The organism is Bradyrhizobium sp. P2_E8 (assembly GCF_056403875.1).
Map to the genome: position 1 here is coordinate 1 of NZ_JBFUES010001594.1, position 1,061 is coordinate 1,061.

General features: G+C 64.8%; 2 protein-coding genes. Both read right to left on the reverse strand.

What is annotated here, in order from left to right:
- Window positions 1–47 precede the first annotated feature (47 nt).
- On the reverse strand, window positions 48–626 hold the full coding sequence (locus AC1D00_RS42575; RefSeq protein ID WP_477014843.1) for an Hpt domain-containing protein: 579 nt from the start codon (window positions 624–626) through the stop codon (window positions 48–50).
- A gap of 27 nt (window positions 627–653) precedes the next feature.
- The coding region (locus AC1D00_RS42580; RefSeq protein ID WP_477014844.1) for a response regulator at window positions 654–1,061 on the reverse strand (408 nt) is incomplete at its 5' end.

Below are 1,061 nucleotides of genomic sequence, written 5' to 3' on the forward strand. Positions count from 1 at the left end.
GTCTGGATTGCTTCGCTGCGCTCGCAATGACTGGAGGAGAGAGGCCCTTACTCCGCCGGCACGATGCTCGGCGCCAGGATCACCTCGAGATGCTCGGGGCGGTCGCGGTTGACGTCGGCGAGGTAGTCGTCGGCGACCTTGCGCAGGCGCCGGCTGAGCTCGGCGGAGACGCTGATGCTGTCGAGCTTGGTGTTCTCGTGCACGATGGCCAGGATGGCGTTGATGTGGTGCGTGAACAGTTCGGCCGGCACCCGTTCGAGATCGGGCGCGTGCTCGACGACGCGGCACAGGCTCTCGGCGATTCCCGCCGCGGCCGGATAGCCGAATGTCGCAGCGTCGCCCTTGATGTCGTGCGCGGCGCGGAACAGCTCGTCGCGCCTGTCCTTGGTGAAGCCGTCATTGCGGATGGCGACGTAGGCGGCGGACAGGCGGTTGACCTCGGTCGTCATCCAGTCCTTGAACTCACCGGCGAGACCGGCGAGCGCCTGCTCGGCGCGGCTGACCGGATCGTCCATGTCCTTGTCTTCGACACGGCGCAGAACCTTGCGCAGCGGATTGGGCTGCGTGATGATTTGATGCGTGGCGAAGGCCGTGACCTCGATGTCCTTTGCGCTGTTCTTCGCCATGATACCTGCCTCGCGTGAGACGTTGCGCTAGATGGAGGAGCGGGCCTTGTCGAGCAGCGAGGGCTGCTGGAGCACCTCGTGCTTTTCGCCGACGCGGCGCTCGGGGCCCATATAGGCGGAGTTGGTGTTGCGGCGCCGGTCCGGACCGAAATAGGTCTTGGTCTTGATGAAGGGCCGGGGATTGGCGACCACGTTCAGGATGCGCTGATAGAGACCCTTGGCCGAGATCGGCTTGGCCAGGAATTCGGTGACGCCGGCATCGCGCGCGACCGTGACGCGGCGCTTCTCGGAATGGCCGGTCAGCATGATGATCGGCGCGTAAGGATTGCCCTTGGATTCCGGCTGCCGGATCATCTGCGCGAGCTCGAGCCCGTCGAAGATCGGCATCGCCCAGTCGGTGATGACGATGTCGGGCACGTAATGGCTGTACATTTC

What these genes read in the sequence shown, in the direction of transcription:
- AC1D00_RS42575 (WP_477014843.1), bottom strand. Translation starts at nt 626, where the DNA reads ATGGCGAAGAACAGCGCAAAGGACATCGAGGTCACGGCCTTCGCCACG.